This is a genomic window from Brevundimonas variabilis (genome assembly GCF_014199945.1).
GTDB classification, from domain to species: Bacteria; Pseudomonadota; Alphaproteobacteria; order Caulobacterales; family Caulobacteraceae; genus Brevundimonas; species Brevundimonas variabilis.
Window position 1 is genome coordinate 273,445 of sequence record NZ_JACHOR010000005.1, and the last position, 22,562, is coordinate 296,006.

Annotated in this window: 26 protein-coding genes; 16 read left to right on the top strand and 10 right to left on the bottom strand. The window is 62.0% G+C overall.

All coding sequences use genetic code 11. The features are described 5' to 3' along the window. Window positions 1-154: 154 nt before the first annotated feature. Window positions 155-631, top strand: coding sequence for an SgcJ/EcaC family oxidoreductase (locus GGR13_RS14900; protein WP_183214367.1), 477 nt, complete (start codon window positions 155-157; stop codon window positions 629-631). After that, the gene (locus GGR13_RS14905) at window positions 631-1,347 is read left to right on the top strand and encodes a DUF2490 domain-containing protein (RefSeq protein ID WP_183214368.1); all 717 of its coding nucleotides are present in this window, start codon (window positions 631-633) and stop codon (window positions 1,345-1,347) included. The genes GGR13_RS14900 and GGR13_RS14905 overlap by 1 nt, the downstream gene beginning before the upstream one ends. A 58-nt stretch (window positions 1,348-1,405) precedes the next feature. Here GGR13_RS14905 and GGR13_RS14910 read toward each other — a convergent pair whose 3' ends face one another. Further along, window positions 1,406-1,675, bottom strand: coding sequence for a hypothetical protein (locus tag GGR13_RS14910; protein WP_183214369.1), 270 nt, complete (start codon window positions 1,673-1,675; stop codon window positions 1,406-1,408). Window positions 1,676-1,979: 304 nt separating this feature from the next. Between GGR13_RS14910 and GGR13_RS14915 the strand changes: the two genes are divergently transcribed. Further along, window positions 1,980-2,372 (top strand): VanZ family protein, encoded by a 393-nt coding sequence (locus GGR13_RS14915; RefSeq protein ID WP_221230732.1) that lies wholly within the window; start codon window positions 1,980-1,982, stop codon window positions 2,370-2,372. A gap of 226 nt (window positions 2,373-2,598) precedes the next feature. On the opposite strand, the gene GGR13_RS14920 is transcribed toward GGR13_RS14915, so the two are convergent. Continuing rightward, on the bottom strand, window positions 2,599-5,016 hold the full coding sequence (locus GGR13_RS14920; RefSeq protein WP_343060438.1) for a TonB-dependent receptor domain-containing protein: 2,418 nt from the start codon (window positions 5,014-5,016) through the stop codon (window positions 2,599-2,601). Window positions 5,017-5,509: 493 nt separating this feature from the next. Here GGR13_RS14920 and GGR13_RS16800 point away from each other — a divergent pair, with 493 nt between their 5' ends. The 8 genes from GGR13_RS16800 to GGR13_RS14955 all read left to right on the top strand — a co-directional run bounded on the left by GGR13_RS16800 (window position 5,510) and on the right by GGR13_RS14955 (window position 13,336). Continuing rightward, window positions 5,510-5,638, top strand: coding sequence for a hypothetical protein (locus GGR13_RS16800; protein ID WP_281380611.1), 129 nt, complete (start codon window positions 5,510-5,512; stop codon window positions 5,636-5,638). A 69-nt stretch (window positions 5,639-5,707) separates the two neighbouring features. Further along, window positions 5,708-7,132 (top strand): tetratricopeptide repeat protein, encoded by a 1,425-nt coding sequence (locus GGR13_RS14925; RefSeq protein WP_183214370.1) that lies wholly within the window; start codon window positions 5,708-5,710, stop codon window positions 7,130-7,132. 342 nt (window positions 7,133-7,474) lie between these two features. Beyond that, a complete protein-coding gene (locus GGR13_RS14930) occupies window positions 7,475-10,708 on the top strand; it encodes a LamG domain-containing protein (protein WP_183214371.1) in 3,234 nt (1,077 codons plus the stop codon). A 9-nt stretch (window positions 10,709-10,717) separates the two neighbouring features. Beyond that, complete coding sequence (locus GGR13_RS14935) at window positions 10,718-11,203, top strand: hypothetical protein (protein ID WP_183214372.1); 486 nt, start codon at window positions 10,718-10,720, stop codon at window positions 11,201-11,203. Window positions 11,204-11,235: 32 nt separating this feature from the next. Further along, window positions 11,236-12,279 (top strand): hypothetical protein, encoded by a 1,044-nt coding sequence (locus GGR13_RS14940; RefSeq protein ID WP_183214373.1) that lies wholly within the window; start codon window positions 11,236-11,238, stop codon window positions 12,277-12,279. 284 nt (window positions 12,280-12,563) lie between these two features. Beyond that, window positions 12,564-12,713 carry a hypothetical protein gene (locus tag GGR13_RS14945; RefSeq protein WP_183214374.1) on the top strand — a complete coding sequence of 50 codons (150 nt, stop codon included), beginning with the start codon at window positions 12,564-12,566 and terminating at the stop codon, window positions 12,711-12,713. A 162-nt stretch (window positions 12,714-12,875) separates the two neighbouring features. Then, a complete protein-coding gene (locus tag GGR13_RS14950) occupies window positions 12,876-13,034 on the top strand; it encodes a hypothetical protein (RefSeq protein WP_183214375.1) in 159 nt (52 codons plus the stop codon). Then, the gene (locus tag GGR13_RS14955) at window positions 13,034-13,336 is read left to right on the top strand and encodes a hypothetical protein (RefSeq protein ID WP_183214376.1); all 303 of its coding nucleotides are present in this window, start codon (window positions 13,034-13,036) and stop codon (window positions 13,334-13,336) included. The genes GGR13_RS14950 and GGR13_RS14955 overlap by 1 nt, the downstream gene beginning before the upstream one ends. Before the next feature lie 100 nt (window positions 13,337-13,436). On the opposite strand, the gene GGR13_RS14960 is transcribed toward GGR13_RS14955, so the two are convergent. Next, the gene (locus tag GGR13_RS14960) at window positions 13,437-14,138 is read right to left on the bottom strand and encodes a CPBP family glutamic-type intramembrane protease (protein WP_246347916.1); all 702 of its coding nucleotides are present in this window, start codon (window positions 14,136-14,138) and stop codon (window positions 13,437-13,439) included. 402 nt (window positions 14,139-14,540) lie between these two features. Here GGR13_RS14960 and GGR13_RS14965 point away from each other — a divergent pair, with 402 nt between their 5' ends. Next, a complete protein-coding gene (locus GGR13_RS14965; protein WP_183214378.1) occupies window positions 14,541-15,413 on the top strand; it encodes a CPBP family intramembrane glutamic endopeptidase in 873 nt (290 codons plus the stop codon). A 259-nt stretch (window positions 15,414-15,672) separates the two neighbouring features. Here GGR13_RS14965 and GGR13_RS14970 read toward each other — a convergent pair whose 3' ends face one another. Further along, window positions 15,673-16,647: a hypothetical protein gene (locus GGR13_RS14970; protein ID WP_183214379.1), complete on the bottom strand. Its 975-nt coding sequence runs from the start codon at window positions 16,645-16,647 to the stop codon at window positions 15,673-15,675. Between the two features lie 314 nt (window positions 16,648-16,961). On the opposite strand from GGR13_RS14970, the gene GGR13_RS14975 reads away from it, so the two are divergent. Further along, window positions 16,962-17,198, top strand: a complete 237-nt coding sequence (locus tag GGR13_RS14975) for a hypothetical protein (protein ID WP_183214380.1) — start codon at window positions 16,962-16,964, stop codon at window positions 17,196-17,198. Window positions 17,199-17,217: 19 nt separating this feature from the next. On the opposite strand, the gene GGR13_RS14980 is transcribed toward GGR13_RS14975, so the two are convergent. Continuing rightward, window positions 17,218-17,598, bottom strand: a complete 381-nt coding sequence (locus GGR13_RS14980; RefSeq protein ID WP_183214381.1) for a response regulator — start codon at window positions 17,596-17,598, stop codon at window positions 17,218-17,220. 150 nt (window positions 17,599-17,748) lie between these two features. Here GGR13_RS14980 and GGR13_RS14985 point away from each other — a divergent pair, with 150 nt between their 5' ends. Continuing rightward, window positions 17,749-18,000, top strand: a complete 252-nt coding sequence (locus GGR13_RS14985; protein ID WP_183214382.1) for a hypothetical protein — start codon at window positions 17,749-17,751, stop codon at window positions 17,998-18,000. A gap of 325 nt (window positions 18,001-18,325) precedes the next feature. Continuing rightward, a complete protein-coding gene (locus tag GGR13_RS14990) occupies window positions 18,326-18,613 on the top strand; it encodes a GIY-YIG nuclease family protein (protein WP_183214383.1) in 288 nt (95 codons plus the stop codon). A gap of 27 nt (window positions 18,614-18,640) precedes the next feature. Here GGR13_RS14990 and GGR13_RS14995 read toward each other — a convergent pair whose 3' ends face one another. Both GGR13_RS14995 and GGR13_RS15000 read right to left on the bottom strand, forming a co-directional pair. Further along, window positions 18,641-18,988 (bottom strand): hypothetical protein, encoded by a 348-nt coding sequence (locus tag GGR13_RS14995; RefSeq protein WP_183214384.1) that lies wholly within the window; start codon window positions 18,986-18,988, stop codon window positions 18,641-18,643. A 149-nt stretch (window positions 18,989-19,137) separates the two neighbouring features. Further along, window positions 19,138-19,680 (bottom strand): IPTL-CTERM sorting domain-containing protein, encoded by a 543-nt coding sequence (locus GGR13_RS15000; protein ID WP_183214385.1) that lies wholly within the window; start codon window positions 19,678-19,680, stop codon window positions 19,138-19,140. A gap of 606 nt (window positions 19,681-20,286) precedes the next feature. On the opposite strand from GGR13_RS15000, the gene GGR13_RS15005 reads away from it, so the two are divergent. Then, window positions 20,287-21,315, top strand: coding sequence for an acyltransferase family protein (locus GGR13_RS15005; protein WP_183214386.1), 1,029 nt, complete (start codon window positions 20,287-20,289; stop codon window positions 21,313-21,315). 72 nt (window positions 21,316-21,387) lie between these two features. Here the strand turns inward: GGR13_RS15005 and GGR13_RS15010 are convergent, their stop codons facing one another. From GGR13_RS15010 to GGR13_RS15020, 3 genes are read right to left on the bottom strand one after another with little or no spacing between them, the layout of a single operon-like run. Continuing rightward, a complete protein-coding gene (locus tag GGR13_RS15010) occupies window positions 21,388-21,675 on the bottom strand; it encodes a hypothetical protein (RefSeq protein ID WP_183214387.1) in 288 nt (95 codons plus the stop codon). Beyond that, window positions 21,672-22,076: a hypothetical protein gene (locus GGR13_RS15015; RefSeq protein ID WP_183214388.1), complete on the bottom strand. Its 405-nt coding sequence runs from the start codon at window positions 22,074-22,076 to the stop codon at window positions 21,672-21,674. The genes GGR13_RS15010 and GGR13_RS15015 overlap by 4 nt, the downstream gene beginning before the upstream one ends. Continuing rightward, window positions 22,073-22,456 carry a M15 family metallopeptidase gene (locus GGR13_RS15020; protein WP_183214389.1) on the bottom strand — a complete coding sequence of 128 codons (384 nt, stop codon included), beginning with the start codon at window positions 22,454-22,456 and terminating at the stop codon, window positions 22,073-22,075. The genes GGR13_RS15015 and GGR13_RS15020 overlap by 4 nt, the downstream gene beginning before the upstream one ends. Window positions 22,457-22,562: the final 106 nt, after the last annotated feature.

Consider the following 22,562-nt stretch of genomic DNA (forward strand, 5'->3'; position numbering starts at 1 on the left):
CGATAATCGCATGTCCTAGCTGAGCCGTAGGGGGCTGTCATATGCCATTCGGCATAGGCGTCACGGCCTGCCGGGATGCAGACGCAAGGTCCGGCGAGGATCGTCATCACTGTGAGAGACCGCAAAGGGCGGTTGGACTTCACAGGATATTCCCATGCGGACCTCCCTCGCTCTTCTCGCCGCGGCCGGCACGCTGGTCGCTGCTCCGGCATTCGCCGCAGAGACCACCACCTGCGCCACCGCAACCGCCGCTGATGTCGAGGCCCAGTTTGCCCGCTTCAACGGGGCCTGGCAGACCGGCAATCCCGATACGGTGACGGCGCTGTTCACGCGCGAGCCTGTGCTTCTGGCCACGGTTTCGAACACGCCCCGTACCGATCCCGCCAGTGTCCGCGACTATTTCGTGTCCTTCCTGAAGGCCAAGCCGGTCGGCACGATCAACAGTTCCACTGTCGAGATCGACTGCAACACCGCAACGCGCGTCGGCACCTGGACGGTCGCCCTGACCGACGCCGCCACAGGGGCTGTGAACAACGTCCGCGCCCGCTACTCCTTCATCTACCGGTTCGAGAATGGCGACTGGAAGATCGACCACCTGCACTCGTCGATGATGCCCGAGGCTACCCGCTGATGACGAGGCTCCCGCCGGCCAGTCGTCGTCCGCGAAGGACGGCGCGGCTGCCGACCGCGGGAGCCTGTCTGTGCCTGACCGCTGCGGCCTCGGCCGCGGCGGCGCAGGACGACACCCAGAGCTGGAACGCCGTCTTTGCCAGTGGACCGGTGTCGGAAAACAGCCGCCTGCTCGTCTGGTTTGACGGCCATGCACGGTTCCGGGACGATGCCAGCAATCTGGACACCACCATCCTCAGGCCTGGCATCGGCTGGCGCGCTTCGCCGCGTCTGGATCTGTGGGCGGGCTATGCCCTTGTCTCGACGCGCCGACCGGGCCCCGATGTCGAGGAGCATCGCATCTGGCAACAGGCGACCTATCCCGTGGTCACGATCGCCGGGGGGCGGCTCACGGGCCGCACGCGGATCGAGCAGCGGTTTCGGGTCGGTGGAGACGACACGGGCTGGCGACTGCGCCAGTTCCTGCGCTGGAGCCGCCCGATCGAGGGCGGGCCCGTGTCGGTCGTCCTGTCGAACGAAACCTTTGTCGGCCTTAACGACACCGACTGGGGGCAGGGGGACGGATTCGACCAGAACCGGGCCTTTGCCGGTCTTGCCTGGCAGGCAGCGCCCGGCCTTCGCGTCGAGGGCGGCTATATGAACCAGCAGATCAAGGGCAACGCGAGACCCGATCGCTCCAACGACAATCTGGTGCTGTCCGTCTTCCGGACGTTCTAAAGCACCCCTGTCACGACCCGACGTGTCACGGGGGTGTGGGTCCTGCGCCTTGCGGTGCCTAGACGATCAGCGCCTGGAGGCCGATTTCCTGGCCGTTCTGCCAGACCACCCGAAAGGTTCCGTGGTCCTGGGTGCGGCTCCGGAGCTGGACGCGTCCTGAAAGCACGATGCTGCGCGAACTGATCTTCACCCTTGCGCCGCCGAAATCCAGCGAACGGAGGATGCCCGCGCAGGTCTCACCGGTCGCGCAGAGATACAGTTCGCACGCGGACGCGATGCGCTGGCGCGCGCGGGTCCTTCGTTCGGGGTGATCGAGGTCCTGAAGCATGGGCGCAGTGTAATCGCAGTGTCGTTATCGAATTGCTCGCCGACAGCGTTAACGCCTTCAAATCTGTGGCCTGTTTCACCAGACCGATGCAGCAGAACGCTCCGGGTCGGGCCTGACCAGCCACGTCCTGCCCGCCATCCCGTTACAGTTAGCGGTACGGTAATGACGTTTCTAAACGGCATTTTGGAAGGTGGATTGTCATCGTGGGGCCTGACACAGGATCAAGCCCATCATAACGCCCCATAAAATCATCGTGCTTGCACGCGCAGCCGGCGCCGGTTGCTTGCTCACGCTCTGTATCCTGATGCTCGGGCCTTTTCAGGGGCTCGAACAGTCCATCGGGCTGAACGATACTGCGGCGCACGTGATTGCCTTCTACGCGCTGACCATCATCGCCTTCACCGTGGCACCGGGTCGGCGCCGGACGGATCTGGCGATCATGCTTCTGGGGTTCGGCCTGGCCATCGAACTGGCCCAGGCGGCGACGGGACGCTCTGCAAGTCTTGCTGATCTGCTGGCCGACGCTGCAGGGATCACCGCAGCCCTCGTTCCGGGATTCGTTGAACGCCTCAGGCGTGATGTCCGCCTGTATCCGTCCATGAGCTATGCCGAAATCCGGCGGATGGATCGACGCCGTGCCAGACGCGCTCCGGCAAGCAAGCCCAGCCCTGGAGCGACGGCAGCAAGGCAGCGCTGACCGACGGTCGGGGGCCTGACGGACAGCCGTCTTGCGCCAGGGCATATGACCGGGCCTCCTGATCCGTCCATGCCGTGAGGCAAGTCTGTTCAACGACCGCACCCCGGGCAAGGAAATCAAGGCCTGCGGTCTGTGCCGGCCAACCCTCTGGCGCATCGCATGGAGATCCGGCACGGCGGCTATCTGGGCCGCCGTGCCGGATGTCGGCTAGACGATCCTGGCGCGGTCAGAAATCAAAGCGAGCCGAGAACGAGATCGTACGACCGTTCGCCGTCCGTCCCAGGCCGACCCCGTTTGCGGGGACCGAAGGCGTCGTGATCTCGAAGAAGGCGACCTCGTCGAACAGGTTGTTGGCGTTCACCATCAGCTGCACCCGGTCGAACGGGCGATACTGGATGAAGGCGTTGACGAGGTGATAGCCCGGCATCCGCATCAGATTGTTGTCGGTTGCATAGCTGCTGGTCGCGCCGATGATGTTGGCTCCCACCGTGAACTGGCGGGTCTGGAACTGCGGTGTCGCCTGGAACAGGAAGTCGGGCTGCCGGCGCGGGACCAATCCGGCGACCGACGCGTTCAGCTTGTCGCCGACGATCTCGGCCTGGGTATAGGTCACCCCGCCCGTCAGGCTGAACGGACCACTCTGGAAGGTCCCCTCTGCCTCCACGCCATAGGCGGTGTAGTTGCGATCGGTGGTGATGGCCCCGGCCTGGACGTTGGTGTCCTCGGTGTCGGCCGAAAAGCCGGTCACATTCAGGGTCACGCCAGGCCTGCGGTACTTGAAGCCCCCTTCCAGCTGTTCGACGATATCGTAGCCATCGGCCTCGTCGGGCATGCTGCCGTCGATCGCGCTGACCTTGTTCGAAAACAGCACCTTGTCCGCGCTGGCCCGCGCCCCGCGACTGTATCGCGCGAACAGGGCGAAGGGTTCTGACACCCGGAAATTGATCCCGGTGGAGTAGCTTACGTATCCATAGTCGTAGTTTACCGGTGCCGGGCGGTCGAGCGGTGTGAAGGCGGTCCGAGATTCTGGCCCCGAGATCACGCCATTGCCGTTGAAGTCGAAGGGGCGGATGCCGATACGGCCACCGCCGAGATCTGCGCCAAACAATTCGCCCCGAACCCTGCCGGTATCGTAGCGGACACTGCCGCCGACCGCGATCCGGCCAAAGCGGTAGTTCAGGGATCCGTAGGGTGCGATGATGTCATACTGAACATCATATTTCCGCCGGAAGAAGGCTGTGCTGCCTGACCGGTTGAACCCCAGATAACCGCCCTGGGTCTGGGGAACGCCGGCTGCATTGGTCCAGTTGAGCAGCGCCGAATTGCCGTTGCCGGCCACGTCCTGGATGTGGTTGCCGTAAAGCCAGTCGCTCTCGAGGTCCTGCCGCGAGTTGTAGAGACCGGCCGTGACGGTCAGCTCATTGTCGCTCACGGCAAAGACGCGGCTTGCGCGGATGTCGTTGATGAAATTGTCGAGGCCGCTCGCGTCGATCCGGTTCAGAGAACTGGCAACGACCAGACCGTTCCCGTTCAGGGAGCCCAGGTTGGTGATGACCTGGCCCGCCCGTGGACCGGTGGCATAGCTGAACGTCCCGGTTCCGCTCCCCAGCGACGCCGGCAGGGCGTTGCCCGAATAGACCGCCGAGACCAGGTTGCGCGTGGTGCCGCCCGAGATCATCGAATAGCGGGCCCGCTGCGTGATCGTCCAGTCGCTGACCGTGAACTGCGATTCGATACCGACCGACCGGACCAGGGCATCCATGCCCTGGCTGATCGGGAGTTCGACGGGGTTGTTGTTGCCGTCCAGCGTGATCAGGTTCGGGAGGGAACCCGACAGCATGGAATCGCGCCGGACGTCGTAGCCGTCGAAGCTGCCGAAGATCGGGTTTTCGTTCGTGCCGGTGATCCGCACCGGACCTGGAAGATACTGCGGCGAACGATCATCGAGATATTTGGCCGACAGGCGAACATAACCGCCCGTGAAGGTCTTGGTCACGTTGAACTTCAGCTGGCCGCCCTCGAAGGCATTGAAGCCGACGCTGCGGGGACCTTCGCCGGACCGGTAAAAGCCGCCCACATGATAACGCAGTGTATCGCTGAGCGGGGCACCGTAGTCGAAATCAACGCGCGTGGTGTCGTAGTCGAGCCCGCTGGTCACCTGGATCGCACCGCCCTCGACGTCGCCGGTCTTGGACAGCAGATTGATCACGCCGCCCGGCGAGTTCGAGGCAAAGGTCGATGACGATCCGCCACGGATGGCCTCTACGGCTGCCAGGTTGAAGTCTGCCCGGATGAAGATGTCCGAGGCCCCGTTGAAGAAGTCCCCGAACTCGAGAACCGGCAGACCATCTTCCTGGATCTGCATGTATTTCGACCCGCTGGACGCCAGGGGGAGGCCGCGGATGGTGTAGGCGGAGTTGCCGTCACCGGTTGACGACTCGGTGCGGATCCCGGGGATGTTGCGGATGATATCGGCAAGCGAACGGGCACCCAGAAGCTCGATCTCGTTCTGTCTCAGGGCGCTGGTCGAGGTCGCGCTGTCCAGCCTGTCTCGCCCCCGCGCGACACCCGTCGAGAAAACCGCCTCGGTGTTGACAGGACTCCGAGGCCCCTGAGCCGGGGTCTGCGCCTGCGTCTGGATCACTTCCGTGGACTCAGGCCCGCGTTCTGATGCCTCGGCTGAGCTGAAGGTTGATACCAGTACGACCGGCGCAAAGGCCAACAGCAACGACTTTGTTCTCACAGCTTACCCCCAATATTATGAAATGCGCCCGATACATGAAACGTTAAAAATCATTACAGAACAGGTGACCAGTTCATGGCTCAGTCGAGCGATCATTAATACAAAGATTGGTTAATGGCCGGCCAATCGTCGGATAGGGTGATATACCTAATCACGCCGAGCCAAATGACTGCCCGCTTGCTTGGGGTGAACAAGAGGACTGCAATCATTTCTCAACGTCAACGGGATGGCACTCAGAGGCTGGTCTCCGCCAGGCGAAGACCCGTAATGCCTCGGAGGCGAGACGCAGGACGTGCAACCTGACGGCCGAGTGCGAACGAAGACCGCCGGTTTCCGTCGGTTGCACCCCGTTGTTCGTTGACGGTAACTGCTCCCACAAAGGCGGGGGCTGTGGATGGATTGGCGTTCAGGGGTGGGTCCGGCGGGGTTCGTTGCCGCGATGGTGCTGGCACCGGTCGTGATGGCTTACGCGCCTCCCGAGGTGAACGCCCGGGTCGAGATCTCGGCGGCGGTGGCGGGATAGAGCGCGACGCTGGAGGCCGTCGAGCGCCAGGCGAATGCCCGTGACCGGGTCCGGCAGCAGGAAATCGCGGTGCTGCAGACGCGCCTGACCGAGGCCGAAGCGCGCGGTGCCGCCGAGGCCACGCGGTTTCAGGCTCAGCTGATCGAGGCCCGCGAAGCGCTCGTGGCCGATCTGGCCTCGCGCGACCGGGCCTATGCCGAAGAGATCGCGGTGTTCCGCCGCGAGGTGACGACCATCGCCTCCACGCCCGAGGGCGCCAACGCCCTGGCCCGCTTCAACGCCGGCGACCGGGTCGGGGCCATCGCCGTCCTTGACCGGCTGAGACGGGCTCGCGATGTCGCCCGCCAGACCCGGGCCAACATCGAAAGCGCGGCCGAGGCCCGCCAGATCGCGACGCTGGCGCTGGATGCCCGCGGCAAGAGTGACCCGGCTTTCGATACCGGGGCAGTGATCGCCCGCTATGAAGAGGTCGTCCGGCTTGATGCGGGTGAGTATCTGGACTGGCTTCAGTTGTTCAAGCTCTACGCCAACGCCGGCCGCAGGGCGGACGCCCTGGCCGCCGCGGAGCGGCTTGAAGCGCTGGCTAGCAATGACCAGAACCGGTCGGTCGCCCTCGCCTTCAAGGGTGATCTCCTCCTCAGCCAGGGGGACCGCGACGGAGCGTTGGTGCTCTTTCGGCGAGGTCTGGAGATCTCCGAGCGCCTGTCCAGGCACGCGCCCGAGTCCACTGCGCTCTCCGGAAATGTAGGCGCAGCGCTGATCAAGATTGGCGACGTGCTCTTGAGCCAGGGCGACCGCGACGATGCGCTGGCATACTTTCGCAAGAGCCTCGAAATTGCCGAACGGTTGTCTGCGGCCGAGCCTGAGGCTGCGATATTTGCCAGGTATATGACGGCCTCGCTGGAACGCACCGCGATTGTGCTTTTGAACCAGGGCGATCCTGACGGCGCGCTGGGACTTCATCGACGGGCGCTTGAAGTCCGGGAGCGCCTCTCCGAGGCTGATCCGGAGTCTGCGGACAAGGAGCGCGACGTCGGCGTCTCCCTGGATCTGATCGCCGACGTGCTTTCCAGACAGGGGAACAGCGAAGGGGCGCTCGAGAATTATCGAAGGAGCCTTGAGATCGACGAGCGGCTGTCCGCGGCTGATCCAGCCTCTGCGGTGCTGGCACGGGCTGTCAGCGTCTCGATGGAGAGGATCGGCAAGGTTCTTCTGGGCCTGGGCGACCGCGCCGGGGCGCTGGGGCTCTATCGGCGCAGCCTCGAGATCAGGGAGCGGCTATTGGCGGCCGATCCGGCTGCTGCAGACAAGGCGCGGGATGTGTTTGTGTCCTATCTGAACATGGCCGCGGTCACGGGGGAGCGCCTCTATGCTGAGCAGTCCCTGGCCATTCTGCGGGACCTGGAGGCGAAGGGCGCGCTTGCCGAGGGGGGCCGGCCCCTGATCGCGCAACTGGAGGAAGTCCTGGCACGATTTGGCGCGCCTGCGACCTGACAGTCCACCGGCTGCTGGAGATGCCGCCTATAGCCTGTTGTCCGATTTTCCCCCATCCGCAGGTCGGGGTCCGCTTCAGGGCTTGATGCCAATGTCGTGGCTCGATCCGTTGCGGACGTTCACTCGTGACGCTCGAGGGAACCGAGAGTTGCAGGGGGGGGCGAGGGACGCGACCCCCGGTGTTCAACCTTAAGAATTCTAAAGGTTGCAGTTTTTACAATTTTAGGTTTATCCTCCCGCTTGCAGACAGTGCTCCGTATGTATCCTGAACATTAGCGCGCGCCCTCGAAGGCTGAGGCGCTAGCGGTCGCCTCCCGAGAGCCTTTTGCCAGGGGATTCCGAATGCAGAGCCCTTTCAGAACCGACAGCAGTTACGTCGCCCTGGCGCTTGATGCCCTGTCCAGCGCTCGGACCAGCGCGGCAGCGGGCAACCTGCTGACGGGAGCCAGGGCCTTCTCGATCGATGCGTGGATACGGTTCAACGGCTTGCCGGCCGAGACGGTCGTGATCGGCCAGGACGGTGTTTTCGCGTTCGGCAGCCAGGGGCCGGCGGTCTATTTCCAGTTCGGCACCCAGTCCGTCATTCTTTCCGATCTGGCGCAGGCTCAACTCCAGGACGACAGCTGGCACTACATCTGCATCACCTTCGATGGTGCCATGGTTCGGCTCTATATCGACGGCCGGTTCAACACGGGCCAGAACGCCATGGCGCAGCTCCCGGCCGGGACGTTGCCCGTTGTGTTCGGCCAGGGTCTGCAGGGGCTCGTCCGCCGCATACGGATCTACAATGTCCCGCTCAGCGCACAGGCGGTCCTGGACAATATGTACGGCCCGCCGACCTCGGGGACGCTGGCCGCGGATTTCGATTTCAGCGTCAATCCCGCGGTCGATCGCGGGCCGTTTGCCTATCCGATCAGCCTTCAGGGCTCTGCCCTCGCGTTCAAGGTGTCGCCGGCGGCTTCTCTGGGCACCGTCGGGTTCATCCGACCCATGGGGGAAAAGGCGGTCAATCCGGGCGGCGGCCAGACCGATCCCTATACGGTCCAGACCTGGGTCTATGTGGCCGCGAGGCTTAATCCCGTGCAGGCCATCTTCGTCAACAGCGACCTGATGCTGGACACGGGCATCGCCCTGTTGTTGCAGTATGACGCCACGGTGTCGGCCTACAGGGTTGTGTCGCAGCGCGGCTCGGACAGCGACAGTGGCCAGAGCCTGACGTCATCGGGGACCATCCCGGTCGGTGTCTGGGCCAATGTCGCGACCACGTTCGACGGCGTGACCCTGTCGATCTATCTGAACGGGGTCCTGGATCGAACCCGTGTCTGTGCTCCGATTCCGCTCTACAGCCAGTTCAGCGATCTGGTGATCGGCGCGGCGATCGCGCAGGGCGTGGCGTCCGGAGCCACCACACTGCAGGGCTATGTTCGCGAGGTCGACGTCTGGTCGGTCGCCCTCTCGGCGGCCAGCATCGTGACGAACATGGCGGTGCCGCCGGATCTGGAATCCGTCAGCCTGGAAGCCGCCTATGTGTTCTCCAACAGCCCTGCGCGCAATCAGGTGAATGGCCATCCGATCGGTCTGGCGGAAGGGGCGGTGCTGTCGGGACAGCTCGGACCGGCCCCGGTCTCTGCCGGCGTTCCGATGGCGGTTGAAGAGGCTCCGCCACCGCCCATGGGCCTCGATCCGGACTTGATGGCCGAACTCCGCGCGGGGCTGGATTTTTCCGACCTGGTCGAGCGGCATGCCGCGGACTTCGACGCAGCCATGGATGCGGACATCGTCGCCTTTGCAGATCCCCGGGACCAGATCCTGATTGCCTCGGCATGGCGGGAAGCGCGGCGCAAACTCGCCCTTGAGCCGACAAGCCTTCCGTTCCTGGTCACGGAGCACAGGATCGCCGGCGACCGCCTGATCGTCGTCCACCGGCCCGCTGGCTCGTATGTGGCCTATCGCGCTGATGAAGCCGCGCTCGACGACTGCACAATGTGGAAGATCCGTCTGGTCTTCACCCTGATCGGCGGAGCGATCGACGCTCTCACGGGCGTGGGGAGCACCCTGACCGACAAGGCGATTGTCCAGCTGGGCCGTTTGCTGACCCTGCCTCGGGTCGCAGCACAGATGGCGGCGGGCGTCAGGCTGACCGCAGCAGGGGTCTTTGCCGTACTCGGTGCCGCTTATACGGCGGGATTGCTCCGTCCGCTGATCGTCGCGCTCATCGATGTGGGTTTCTGGACCCTGATCCGCATCATCGCCAATCTGCTGCTCACAGCATCGGGCGTCGGCAGCGTACGCGTGATCGCCTCCCTGACCGCGACCGCGGCGACCTTCATCTCTGTCTATCTGCAGAAGCCTGCCAGCTGCGACCCGCTGCCGGTCGTGAACATGGCCAGCCTGGCGTTCGACTATTCACCCACCTCGGCGGCGGGTGACGCCTTGACGATCCGCCGCAACTACGGAAACGACGTGGCAGTGCCTGAATGGGTTCCCGGAAGGCGGAATGCCGTCGATGCGCCCTGCGCCTATGCGATCTCCAGCGTCAGCGGCGCGACACCCTCCGTCCAGGTCGTGCTGAACATCGCGGATGTGACGACACATTCGGTCAGGATACAGGCGACAGGTGGAGGCATACTGGGCGCGGTCGATCCGGTCAGCGTGACCTTCACCGGGACGACGGCAACGCTGACGCTGCCGCTGTCGCATCATACCCTGGCCGCTGGCGGCGTTCAGCGCACCGACGTCGCCTGGACCTGGCAGTATCAGGTCGATGGCGGGGCGTGGATGACCATGGCCGTCACCCAGCATCGGGTATATGTCGTGCTCTCGCCGCCGAACGCGCCCTGGCAGCAGGGTGCGCTCCGGACCAATCAACAGCTGCCCTGGACGGACGTCCTGGACTTCACCTGTGAGTGGGCGAAGGGCGCGACGACCCCTGGCCAGGTCCTCACGATGGTCACGACCAGGGTCAATTCCGGCATCGGCCTGAGCTACGACATGACGTCCGGAGCGTCCTTCTACACGGCCCAGAGCGCTGGCGTGTCGCGCTTTCTTTGCGGTCTTTTCCTGGACTATCTCAGGACGGGCGGTGGCAATGGCCGGACGGTGAACTGTACGGACTGCGCCACGATCGTCACCAACTTCGCCAACATCGCCGGCGTCGATGTCTTCGCCTCGATCATGCTCAATACCGCCAATCCGTCCACGGGTTTTGCCTGCAACCCGATCCTGGCTGTGGGTCAGACGACCTGGGCCGCGCCGTTCCCCCCGGGCAACAGTTTCAGCTATCACGAGGTCACCTGGAGCGGTACCGGCAGCTATCCGGACGCCATCTACGACGCCTGCCTTCAATACGATACCGGTCCCAATCCCTGGGGAACGGGCCCGCATACCGCAGGCCTGCCGACCAACGTCGTGTTCTCGACGCTCGGTGCAGCGCTTCCGCAACTGCCGCTCCCCACGCCCTTCACGGCAAACAGCTATCGAGAAGGACTGGCCGCCAACAGCGTCCCGGGCATTGGGAGATGCCTGCCGTTTGGTCCGAACCCTGGCAGCAACGCTGGCCGGCGACCGGTCATCTAGGAACAGCATATGGACCAGACAGCCCTGATCGAGGCCGCAAAGGAGAGGTTCGATTTCGACGCCTGGCCCCGCCTCGTCGGCGTGGAAGCGGCGAGGCGGACCACCGGCTTCGTACTGGATCTGCGCAGTTCCTTTACCGGCTGGGCCATGGAGCGCCGTATCGCGCACGGGGACCGGGGCTATGCGGACTATTTCCAGGAAGTTCCGGAGCCCGAGCACCGCGTCATGGTGCGCGTCACGGAACATGCCAGTCACGACGCGGCCCTGTTGGCCCTGCTTGAGCTGCTCTCGGGTTCCATGGTGGTGTCATTGCCGCGCCTGGATGATCTTCTGATCGGGGACGTGACCTTCTGCGGACATGACGAACAGGTGAATGCCCTGTTCTTCGTTCGGCACAACGTCCTCGTCGACACACGCAGCATCGGCGATGCGCCGGTGTCTGTGCTGCCTTTTGCACGCCTGGTCGATCAGCAGATCTTCGCCGCCAGCGCTTAACGTCATGGCTATTCAAATCACAGGAGCGACCGATGTTCGTCCCGGCCCGCGCGTCCGGCACCGCGACCGCCACAGGCTATAACGACCTCTATATACGGGATAATTTCTCGGATACAGGCGTGATCCCCTCTTCAGGGAATCCCTGCCAGTCCCCTGACATCATACCCCTGCAGAGCGGATCCCTGACATGGGTCACGGCCAACTCGACCTATGCCGGCCCGGATCAGGGGTTGAGCATCGTCAACGGCGGCGTGAACAACATCTATGTCAGGGCCAGGAACCTGAACACGGTGGCGGCCGCCGGAACCGCCAGTCTTTACTATGCCGACGCGTCGCTCTTTCTGCTGCCCACGTCCTGGATCCCTGTTTCCGCCGCTGGCGGGTCGGGCTCGGTGTCCCTGGTCGATGGCGCGGGATCAGCCAGCATCGCGGCAGGTGGCGTCGCCCTGTCGAGTCCATCGTTTCTGCTGACAGGCCTTCCCTCCGGGCCTCACTACTGTCTGATCTCGGTCCTGCAGACGGCCGCTCACCCGGTCCAGGTTCCCGCGTCCTTCCAGACGAACGCGGCATTCTCGGTCTGGGTTCAGAACAATCCGGCGGTCGGCTGGCGCAACATCAGCTATCAGCCCAGCGGGTCGGTTCAGCTGATCCGGACGTTCAGCTTCGCCAGCATCAACTCCGGTCCAGAGTATTTCCATTTTCGCGTGCTGGGTCGTGGGTTCGTTGCCGGCACGACCGTGACCGCGCAATGCACGGACCAGCTTTGTCCGATCAACCAGAGGCTGACCCTGCCCGCGCCAGACGTGAACGGCAATCAGGTCACCGGTTTCGATGCCAGCGTGCCGGCCAGTTTCAGCGGCAATCTGGTGATGACGGCGACCTCGCCTTCAGGCGCGTTTCCCCCTGGCGCGGTGCTCACCATGACCTATTACCAGTATCCGGATCTCAACGATGCGCTCGAGATGAGGGCAGCCAATCTCTTCGAAATCTCGCGAAACACCGAGGTCGGGCCGACACCGGTCGCGGCCCGGTTGATCATGATCGGTGAATGTACAGTGACGGTGCTGGGAGGCTGACAACAGGACGGCGTTGTGTGTCCGCCAGACGGGTTCGCCTCCGTCCGCGAGAGACGGTGAACCGGCTGGACGGAAGTTCACCTGATTGGATTAGCTCATCTGCCTGAGAAACGGCCATTCCAGAGCGAGATCTGCTCGCCCACGATCTGAGCGGCGCTTTCGCGATCCGCGCCCGTGACTCTGTCGTATCGAACTGCGAGACCGCAGCCCTGCGTGCGTGTGAGGAGAGCCGCAGCGACCCGATTATCTGTCGATATTTGGGGCGGAAGGCCGTCGTGCAGGCCATGACCCGCAAGCTCTATCGGACCGAGCCGGAACCGAAGGCTGCAAAACAGGGTGTGGAACAGCAGGGTCCGATCGACCTGTGTGCCTGGAGCGGGCGGCGGGAATCGAACCCGCACGAAAAGCTTGGGAAGCTCGATGCAAGCCAATGATTTCAACGGCATGCGTGTAAAACAGACCGTTTAGGGCTTCAAGCTTTTCAATAGGTTACGGGTCGTCTGTAAAACAATTTCGGCCTCCCACGAAGTCTCTTGTTCTCTTTTCGTTCACGGCCTATCGAACGCGCTCCCTCGGCGGCACCGATGGAGACGACCATGAACGACAGAACCCGACCGCTGGCCGAAGCCCTGACCAGCACCGACCCCCGCATCCGCGCCCTGGTCATGGAGATCGAGGCACTTGAGCCCGGCACCATAGAACGGCTGGCGGCTGCGCTCCGGATCCAGAAGATCGCCACGCCGCGGCCGAACTGATGCACACGGTCGGCTTTCTGATCGAGAGCGGCACGGCTGTCCGCTGGCACTGCGTCATCTGCGAAAAGTCAGGGGAGGCCGATCTCGCGGCCATCCAGGCAGCCCGCGGGCCCGACTATGACCTCACCGACCGCACGCCCTGGTGCCAGAAGACCGGGTGCCTTGGCCGAGTGTGGTTTTCGGTCCGCATCGGCTCATGGATGCGCAAGCTGCTGACGGCCGAGGGTGAGGCCCGGCTCGAGGCGCATGGGGATTGGGTATTTGTTGAGCGGCAGCGGCTCAAAAGAGCTAGGGCCGAGTAGCGCTGAAAGTCTGCGAACGGGCTCGTGCCCCCGTGTCTTCTATCGACCCATCGCGGACGTCGCTCACCTAAATCCCGCCAGACTATGGCGGTAGGCGCATTTACACGGTCTCGTCCATTGCCGGTCTCCCGGGACTGACGCTTCCACTTCGAGCGCGGCGAGCGATCGAACGCGCTGTCAGCATCAAGGGGGCGTCGATGATCAAATGAGCCAGGACAGCGGCCCACAGCCCCCCAATGAGGTAGGCCGCTGTCAGGACACTACCCGCGAGGGCCACGAACAGAAGGTGGAGAGGCCCCCACGACGACCTGTGCAGAAGGACGAAGACCAGGAGCGGGACGACGACGGCAAAGGTCAGCGACCCGGTCAGATCGTGCAGAAGAATGATCGGCACGGCCCTGAAGAGCACCTCTTCGATCAGCCCGGCCGTGAGCAGGAGGAAGATGCGCCCGGGCAGCGGGACAGCGGCAATGGCCTCGATCGCCTCGACCGGCGCGGGCTGTCGACGAAGCAGCTTCGCCGCCGCCATCTGCACCGGGAAGGTCGCAAGGCCGATCGCTCCGAAAAGCAAACCCCAGCCTAGCGCGCTGCCATCTACTGGCGGCACCAGTAGGTCCGATCCCACGGCCCTTGAGCCGAGCCATAGCGCGAGACCTGCAACACCCCAGAGAACGACCGCACCGCAAAGGCGACCAACCCAGCCCGTTCGGCGAACCGGGCCGCTGTCGCGGACCGCGATAGCAAGGGCTGGCCCGATGAGGGCCGTCAGCACCGCCGCTATCCCGAGCACAGTAGGTTCCATAAGCACGGGGTCACTCATGAGCGGACAACTTCGCCGATTAGCTCAGTTTCCGAGTGTCGGAGCAAGCCGACAACCCTGCTGCCGATGGAAGGAAGACGGCGCGACGTCACGTGACCTCATTACGGGCGGTCAACCGCTGGGATGATACCCGCTCTCAGGATCGAGGAGTCCGCTAACCACCCATAGCGGCGGTTCAGAAGCTCCACTTTCGGGCATCGGATCGAATGTCCGCTTTCCGCCTGCCAGGTCAAGTCCGTTCCCGACCCGTTGCGGTCATAGCTGGCGACTGCAAAGCGAACCTGCTGCTTGCCCACCGCTGCGGTCAGCAAGTTGTGGAATCAGCGCAATAGCTGCAACTTCCAGTCTGGCATGTCACTCAGCGTGTGCCGCAGGGGCTGCTCAATGAAGACTACCTCCGCCTATGGCGCCCTCACATGGCTGTGTGTGGCGGGGATCACTGCACTGCTCGGTTGGCTCGCACTCACGCTGACTGCCTATCCTGCGACACCCTACCTAGCCCTAGCGATGATTGGGGTATCGTGGGCCTTCCTCAAGCTCGGGTCGAGTGACAGGACATATCATTGGACGACTGTGAGCGAGCCCAGGCAAGTTCCCCGCGTTGTCGCACTGATCGTGCTGGTGTCAGTTATTCAGATCGCCGTCAGTGTTTTAGTTCGCACGTTCGCTGAAATGACGGTGGTGTGGGCGAGTGTGATTTACATCGTCGTCTGGACTGCTGTGCCGGTTGCCATGATCGGCTTTGGTGTCGTGCGCTTGCCTCGCCGACAAAGCTCACCCGCAAAACGCGACTTCATCATCGTTGCTTCGGCGGCAACGTTATTCGCGGCATTAGATTGCTGGGTCGGAATGGTGACCTATAACGGGGAAAGAGCTGTTCCATCGTTCTTCGAGCTCGCGCTGGGAGGGAGCTACACGCTTTTAGGCGCAACAATGGAAGAGGTCATTTACAGAGTCCTGCTAATAACGGCGCTGTTTAAAGTTACGGGGTCTCGAACCCAGTCCCTTGTGATTTCGTCGGTAGCGTTCGGATTAGCACACCTTCCAGCCTTCCTATATGCACCAATACTAGCGCAGGACTGGACTCAGGTCGCGATATATTTGAAGGACGATCTTGCAGCGTTATCCTTTATCATCGGCTTTGGTTTTATCGCCGGGTCAGTCTGGCTGCGCACAGGGTCCGTCGCTCTAATCATACTCATGCATACGCTATCCAACCTCGCAGATGTGCTGGTCGGCGGTCTGAACGGGATTTGACTCGCCGCTGAACCATTCGCGCCAACGCGGTGGGGCATCCTTGGCTTAAAGCTAATGTCCGCTACCCACCCTTAGCTGCCGTTCAGAAGGTCCGCTTTCGGGCATCGGATCGAATGTCCGTTTTCCGCCTGCCAGGTGATGTCCGATCTCGACCCATAGCGGACCTTGAGAGGGTCCGATGTCGGGTGACGGATCGAATGTGCGCTTTCAGCCTGGCAGGCGATGACTGATCGCGACTCTTAGCGGCTGTTCCTGGACTTCAGCCCAGCGGTACCGCGCGGCGGACTTGAGACAGGCTACCGGCGAATGGCGGGAGCGGGACGCCGTCGCAGACTTGGATAATCATCTGATGGCTCACCGTGCCCGGCTGCAGAGGCACGACTGGTTCGATCGGCGTGTCTCGCATCGCGGCCATGTCGCGATAGACGCGGCCACGCAGGACCTGTGTAGTCCGGGCGGTGCAGTCTATCGAATAGAGGCTAGCGCCGAGATCGTAAGCGCCGTCAGGATCGTTCGCGACCCCGCGGAGGACAGCAACTACCCACATCTCATGACGACCGCCCTCTGCTGGCCGCGAAAGGCTGCGATAGAACGCGGCATTCGGTGCGTCTTGAGCAAGAACATAGAGGGGCTCAAGCGGGCTCATGTATTGCTCCTCCCACACCGTTGGCGGCGCGCTTGGACTTGTCGACCGTGAGGCGACGGCAGAGGTAGGGAGAGGTGCCGACGCTATGCCCCCTCGCAATGCAGCCAGCATGGACTCCCTACTGGTCGCGATCTGAGAGCCGGGGAGCGCCGCGCGGTTACAGATCACCATCCCGGCGGCCTGTGGCGGCGTATCACTACTGATGGGCTTAGGTCCTTCAGGGACGTCGGCGATGCGCTCGCCAATCTCAGTCGTGATCACATGACTGGTGACCGTTGTCGTCTGCGCCGCGCAGTTCAGCCTAACGGTGTAGTAGGACCAGCGCGCCTCTCGCCCCGCGATTGTAATCGGGGCGCTGGTACGGCTGATGACTTCAATGGTCGAGGGAATCGACCCCGCCGACGGTTCCCGCCATCCGAAACCGCCTCCGTTCGCCGCGAAATAGACCCAGCGCTCCTGGTTCGTAACCGCAGCGGCTGTCACTGGACCACCAGTTTCCAGCATTGCCCCGGTCGTCGAGGCGGGATGATCCGGCATCGGCCCCAAGGCATAAAGCGCCAAAGCCAACTTAAGCGTCACAAAGTTCATTGCTGCCCTCCCAATCAGGGACCCGGAGTTTAATCCGGGCATCAAGCAAGGCTACCCCGGTTCTTCTAGTGGCCTATTCTAAAGGTGTGCGGTCGAGTGCGCGACGTCCGCTTCCCACCCCTAAGGGCGGTGCAGAAGGTCCGCTTCCGGACGATCAAACCAAAAGTCCTTCACGTCTGCCAGATTACCGCTGCTCTATACCCAAAACGGGTGCTTTTTGCCTCGCACTTGAATGGACAAAGCTGACCCCTTTCTTCATATAACGTAGGTAGGTTTGACCAGAGCCGTCGTTAACGATGTTCCCCTGTGAGCCCATGGCGCTGTTCCTTACGACCCTCCGCGAGCCATCGGCTGACCATTCGGTCGAGCAGCTCGACGACGGATTTCTGATCCGGCCAGTCCCTGGTCGCGAGCAACAGTTCAATGCGCTGGCCCGTCTCGTTACTGACCACATTGGACCGTTCGTTGCGTTCCCCCGCAAGGGCGCTGGTGGGCTCTACGACTGCGTCCACATCGTGCCAGGCCATGAGGATCACAAGCACGAGAGCTAGTCTGCGAGAAAGGACACCTTCAGATCAGCGAGCTCTCAGAATTGAGCAGCGTTGTGACGGCGCCTACGATCTGCGCTACCGTGAACGGCTTTTGGATCATTACGCTCTTTGGCACGCCCTCGGCGGCCCATTCATGCGCACTATCGCCCGACATATAGACCACGGGCAAACCAAGCCTCATGCCACGCGCGTGCTTTGCCACATCCCAGCCAGAGCCTGATCCTAGCCGGATATCAGTCACCAACGCGGACAAGTCTGCACCCAAAGCCTTGATTTGGCTCATTCCCGAAGCAGCGTCGTGCTCTACAACTACCGAAAAGCCAGCCTCAAGCAGTGCGGTTTCGACCAGCAAAGCGATTAGATGCTCGTCGTCGAGCACGAGAACCGTCAATTTTTCCATGTTCTAGAGCTCCGTAAGCGCACAAAAAGTCGCTTAAAACTGTCCGGTTCCGTACCAAAAGATGCCGCTGTGTCGCAGCGTCGTTGGGCCTTGAACGGTCGGGAGCCAACCTCGAGCCAAGGGCTCAACCGTCGGGCCAGACTCCCCACCGTGGTGAAGCTGTGGCAAGCTGCCGAAATGGCAACTCGACAGACACTGGTGCAGGCCAAGGCGGGTGTGCTGCTCGAGGAAATTGAGCATCTGAGCGCCCATGGCAAAGTCATCGAGCGTTACTTCAGGCTGTCGACTCTCAGGCCAAACCAACCCCGCGTCCTGACTTGCGAAGATGATGCCGAGGAAGCGTTTTTTATCGAGGTCATGGCCTCGCTCGCGGATCCTGTCGTTTCCAAGATGATCAACTAAGACGGCGCGTTTCAAATAGCCGCCATCAGCACCTAGCGGACATTTGCGCCGCGGTTGGGCACACTATCGCCGGCCGCGGGCAAATCTTGGCTTGAGGCGCAGGGCGACTGGGTGTTCGCTGAGCGGCACCGCCTGAAAAGAGCCAGAGCAGCGAACCGCTGAAAGTCTGCGAAATGGCGGGCCCGCAATGTCGGCTATCCACCCGTAGCCGCCCTTCGACGGGTCCGCTTCCAGGCGGCGGACCGAACGTCCGCTTTGTGCTTGGAAAGTCATGACCGGTTTCGACCCGTTGCAGACATTCCGGGTTGGCGGTTAGCTTGCCTCCATGGGCACCCCAACCTCCGGCTACGTCTACATCGCGACCAGCGAGGGCCTCACCCAATCCTACGTCGGCGTCTCGGCATCGCTCCTCGACATGGAATGGATCGCGAAGTTCGGCGTGGACAACCTAGTTTGGTTCGAGGGCTATTCAGACGTTGCGCTAGCCCAAACCCGTGCGGATGGTCTTTGGTCGATGTCAGAAGATCAGAGGCGAAGCCTGATCCTCAGCGGCAATCCCACAATGACCGATCTAAGCCCGCGCATCTGGGGCAGCGACAAAGAGGAAGCCTAACGCCCGCTCCCGACCCGTTGCAAACGTTCAGCCCGCGTTGGGTAGCTCAGCTATGAAGTGGTCGGAGAAGGTGTCTCCGGGCGCGTGGGGCTCATACCAAATGTCGGTCCTGCCATCGAAGAACCGGGAAACCTCGTAGCGGTCGTCGAAGACTTCGATCTGGAGGTTCTTCGCTTCTTCGACCTGCCACTCCACAAGGAAGGTAGGCCAATAGCCCGGCAAGATGGACGGAGCAGGTCGATTGGACTTCTGAATGTGGGCCAGCAAATCGTCCAGATTACGAACGACCGAAGCCGCGTATTCGTCCGGACGAGCAGCGACCACCTCAGCAACAGCCCGCTTGGCCTCTGCCCAGTCTTCGATGCCCTTGCTCATGACGAGATATTCGCCCGGCCCCGCACGGCACGCAATGTCCGCTTTCCACCCTTAGGCGACATTCGGAAGGTCCGCTTCCGGGCATAGGGTCGAATGTCCGCTTTCCGCCTGCCAGGTCGTATCAGAACCCGAGCTATTGCGGACATTGTTCAGAGGGCCTGTCGCCGCCTCGATATCAGCAGAGACGCCGCCCCTGCCAATGCCAAACCAAAGAGGATCATCGCCCATTCCGACAGGGTCGGGACGGCGACGGGGGGTGGGATGACTTGCGTGACCTGAAACGCCACGTCGTAAGCGGGGGCAATGCCGGTGAAACCGAAAACATGCGCGCCGTTGAGGTAGGTGTTGGTCGTGGAAACTCGCAGTCGCGTACTGTTGAACACAAAGCTGTAGTTATTGCCGGCCACGACAGGAAACGGCGTGGACAACGTGATGGTTTGGAGCGGTGCTGCATCGTCGGCTGCCGCCGTCGTGTTCACGGTCTGGGTGCTGATCGCCGCTCCGCAGGCTCCGCAGCCGCCATTGTAGACCCTCAATGTGTCGCCTGACACGCTGGTGCCAGGCCGTACCGCGATCTGGGTGACATTCCCGGTCACGGTCGCGACGAAGGTTTGTCCCTGACCTGAGCCGCTGAAGACAGTGTCGCTGCTGGTTTGGCCGATGGTCTGGGCCTCCGCCACAACCGGCGTCATCGCCAATCCTATGGCCAGCGCGAGCCCCGCCAAGATGCAATGAAAACGACTGAACACCTACAAATTCCCCCGTTAAACAAACCTTTCGCGCGCTCATCGCATAGCTTCACCGTTCTGACAATTGAGCGAGATCGTCCCAAGATGATCAACTAAGACAGCCCAACAGCAAAAAGCCCCCGCCCCGAAGGCGAGGGGCTTGAACGCGGTCGGACGATTTACCCATCGCTAAGTAGTTATACGTAGCCTTCCTCTCTGGGCGGCCTCTGCGTACGTCGTCCAGCGGCCCGCCCCGAACCTTTCATCAAACACATCTGGCTCCGGGACGGGCCGCAAATGTCTAACCGGGGCCCAGGGGCGGTCCGGTTCCGCGACGTCCATGCAGCGCAGTCGTCTGCACCGCTGGCTAGCCCTGCGATCCGGCCGATACCTCGCAACCGAATGGCCTCAAGGGTGCAACGCGGCCGGAGAACGGGGGGATGAACCGTCCACGCGGCATTATACAACAGCTTGGCTAATTTGTTGATTTGGCTCGCGCCGCCTGCCAGAACGACGCCGCTCGACGACCTGCGGTAGTGGGGGCCGTTTGAGTGCGTTGTTGGGGTTTGTATGGAAGTTCGAGTACGCGAACCGTGGGCCGATATTGCTCGTGGTTTTGCGATTGTAACAGTAATCTTTTTCCACGTTGTACTAGCGCTCGACGCGATAGGTGATGTGCATGGGAAAGTCTTTGTGCTCATCCATGTCTTCGCACCAATCCCGATGGCGCTGTTTTTTTTCGTATCAGGCCTATTCAGCAAAAAGTTGGTTCGAGGTGGCTTGAGTTCACCGCTGGGCTTTCGTGTCCTCGACCTCTTTTATGTTTTTGTTGTCTGGTCTCTGATCGAAGCGTTTATCCGAACGGCCATCAGTGGTTCAGTCGGTCACTTCGATCCAGTCGGATACCTAATCAACCCGATTTCCAATCTATGGTTTATCTGGGCGCTGGTCTTATTCACGCTCGTATCAGCAATGTGCTCTGGTCGATCCGCTGCTGTCTTGATGGTCGCCGCAGCGTTTATATCGCTCTGTTCCTTTACCAACGTCTTGGTATTGGACAATCTCGTCCACAATCACGTAGCAAAATACGCGGTGTTTTTCTTTGTGGGCGTTTTCGCAGTTGATCTGGCTGGCGTGTCTAAGCTCAAGAGCATCCCAGTCTTTGGCGTCTTGGCTCTTATTTATGTCATGGTCACGATCGGTCTAGCCGGTAAATTCAGCGAAGGTCTGAATGGGTTTGTATTCGCTCTTCTCACCTGGATAGCGGTCCCGACAGCAATCTCTGGATGTTACGTGTTAGGAAAAATCAATGCAGTTAGGGTTGTCATTGGATGGTTCGGCAAGAACAGCCTGGGTCTATACGTTGGCCATCCTATTGCGATCATGCTGTTGATGGTGGGGTATCAGCAGCTCGTCCCGATCGATGGCGAACCCGCTCTGGTTTCGGCTTTTGTTCTGACATTGATGGCCATAGCTTTCAGCGTGGGATTGCTGATGATAGCCTCCTTCTGTGGATTTAAGGCTCTCTATCAAGCACCAAGGTCGATCATTGATCGTATCGCGATGCTGATAGTTAGGCCGCGTTCCGTACCGCTTTAGGCCACGCTTGCGAGCTTTGTCTGTGCAGCCAAGGCTCGAAACACGGGCCTTATGGAACAGGCAGACCTAGCTTCAATCAGGGGGATGGTTCGCGCGTCTACAGGTATCAAGTGCGGCGCGTTCAGCGTCCCGCTGGGCCAGCGTATAGGCCAGCGCATCCAGCACGATCTCGACGCGATTGAGGTGGTCACCCGCCGCCTGAATGAGGGGCCGGATGTCCACGTCGTTCCGGTCCACCGAGACGTCGCAGGGAACGGGCACCGGGACATTCACCGTCACGGTCCTGACGACAGGCTCCGGGGCAGGGCGAGGGGCGCAGGCGGTCGCAGCCAGCGCCGCGATCAGAACAAGCCGCTTCATCCGACACGCTCCAGAATAGTCCGGTCCGCCGCCTCGCAGATGGTCTCGCCGGGGTTGGGTTGGGCTCGCCGGGCACCGACTAGCTGGCGCTCCAGTGTCCGTGCGCGGTCCTGTGCGGCCTTGGTTGCCTGTTGACCCTCGGCCTTGATCCGATCGGCCTCAGCCTTCCACGCAGCGACCTGTTCGGATTGGAAGGTGATCGCCCCCTCAAGGTTGCGGGACTGAGCCTGACAAGTGGCCAGACGGTCGCGGAAGCCGGTGACCGGCGTCTCGATCTCGGCATCCAGGCGGTCGCGGTCTCGCTTCACCGTCGCCTCGGCAAAGAACAGCCAGATCGTCGTCGAAAGGAACACGGCGCATAGCGCTGCCGCTCCGATCAGCTTCAGGCGATCGGTGATCATGGGTAGCGCTTCCGGTCGAGTTCAAAGTGCGGGCCATCGCGCAGGCGCGGCCAGTCACCTCCCCAGACGATCGGAGTGGCCAGTTCCTTCGAGGCCTGTTTGAAAGCCGCGGCGATCTTCGGATACAGCGGCCAGTCCCAGCGCACGTTGCAATTTACCAGGGCGACAACATCCACAGCATGGCCCGTCAGGTGCCGAGAGTTCATCGTCTCACTGGCGCCGGCCGCGAACAGCTCTTTTTGCCGCGTGACGGACCGAAGGCCCTCAGTGATCCGGAAATTGGTGCCGGTGATCTGGATGGCTCTCTCGACGACAGCGACCAGTTCGGGCTTCACGCCTTTCAGTTTGGCACGCGACTGCGCACCGAGGACAAAGGCCATCGGTTGGTCTCCCGAAAGTTGAGGATGGTGAGCGATTTAGCGAAAAGCTAAGGTTAGCTGCGGTTCACGGGGGCGCTGGTAGAGGGATCCCAGCGGGTGACCGTCA